Consider the following 1,516-nt stretch of genomic DNA (forward strand, 5'->3'; position numbering starts at 1 on the left):
CTGTTCCGGATCAGCGCCTTTGAGACAGAAGTGGCTTAATCGAGAAGAGAGGATTTTCGGCTCATCGTAGCTCATTCAAAGGAAGCGAAGATGAGACAAAAATCCGGGCCGCAGAAGCCGGCGGCCGAACAGGTCATCAAGGACATCCGCCGCGCCACGCGCAAGCACCACTCGGCAGAGGATAAAATCCGCATCGTGCTGGACGGTCTGCGCGGTGAGGACAGCATTGCCGCGATCTGCCGCCGCGAGGGGATCGCCGAGAGCCTCTACTATAGCTGGTCGAAGGAATTTCTCGAAGCGGGCAAGAAGCGGCTCGCAGGGGACACCGCCCGCTCGGCGACCAGCGACGAGGTGAAGGCACTGCGCCGGGAGAGCCGCGACCTGAAGGAGGCGCTGGCCGATCTCACCCTGGAAAACCGCATGCTCAAAAAAAGCATGATCGGGGATGGGGGCGACGAAGAATGAGATATCCCGCCGCCGAGAAGCTTGAGATCATCCGGCTCGTCGAGCAGTCGCATCTGCCCGCCAGGCAGACCCTCGACAAGCTGGGCATTCCACGGCCGACCTTCTACCGTTGGTATGACCGGTTCCTGACCCACGGCGTCGAAGGCCTGGAGGACCGGACGTCCGCACCGTCACGGGTCTGGAATCGCATTCCCGATGACATCCGGGACCGCATCATCACCATGGCGCTGGACCATGCCGATCTGTCGCCGCGCGAGCTGGCGGTGAAGTTCACCGACACGGAAAGCTATTTCGTGTCAGAGGCTTCGGTCTATCGCCTGCTCAAGACGCATGACCTGATCACGTCGCCAGCCTACATCGTCATCAAGGCCAGCGACGAATTCAAGGACAAGACCACCCGCCCGAACGAGATGTGGCAGACCGACTTCACCTATCTGAAGGTCATCGGCTGGGGCTGGTTCTATCTGTCTACCGTGCTCGACGACTTCTCACGCTACATCGTCGCTTGGAAGCTGTGCACGACCATGAAGGTGGACGACGTCACCGACACACTCGACCTGGCCCTTGCCGCGTCGGGCTGCTACCGCGTCAAGGTCGAACACCGGCCCCGCCTTCTGTCCGACAACGGTCCGTCTTACGTCGCCTCCGATCTCGGCGAATGGCTGGAAAAATACAAGATCGAGCAGGTCCATGGCGCTCCCGGCCATCCGCAAACGCAGGGCAAGATCGAACGCTGGCACCAGACGCTGAAGAACCGCATCCTGCTCGAAAACTACTTCTTCCGGGAAGACCTCGAAGCCCAGATCGCGGCCTTCGTCGACCATTACAACCATCGCCGATACCACGAGAGCCTCGACAATCTCACCCCGGCTGACGTCTACTTCGGGCGCGGCCAGACCATCCTGCTCGAACGCGAAAGGATCAAACGAGACACCATCAGACAGCGTCGCTTGAACCACCACGCCAAAGCAGCTTAAATCAACCCGCAAACCGAGCCGGAAACTCCAATCTTCGGAAGTCCCAAAAGTCTCAGATCATTCGACGACGGACA

Annotated in this window: 1 protein-coding gene; it reads left to right on the forward strand. The window is 59.9% G+C overall.

All coding sequences use genetic code 11. The annotated features are described in order from the left end of the window. Positions 1-90 precede the first annotated feature (90 nt). A protein-coding gene (locus JNC62_RS21085; RefSeq protein ID WP_374841432.1) for an IS3 family transposase occupies positions 91-1,442 on the forward strand; the annotation gives its coding sequence in 2 pieces (ribosomal slippage) (positions 91-427 and positions 427-1,442; 1,353 coding nt in all). Positions 1,443-1,516: the final 74 nt, after the last annotated feature.

The sequence above is a fragment of the Mycoplana ramosa genome (genome assembly GCF_041930185.1).
GTDB lineage: Bacteria > Pseudomonadota > Alphaproteobacteria > Rhizobiales > Rhizobiaceae > Mycoplana > Mycoplana ramosa.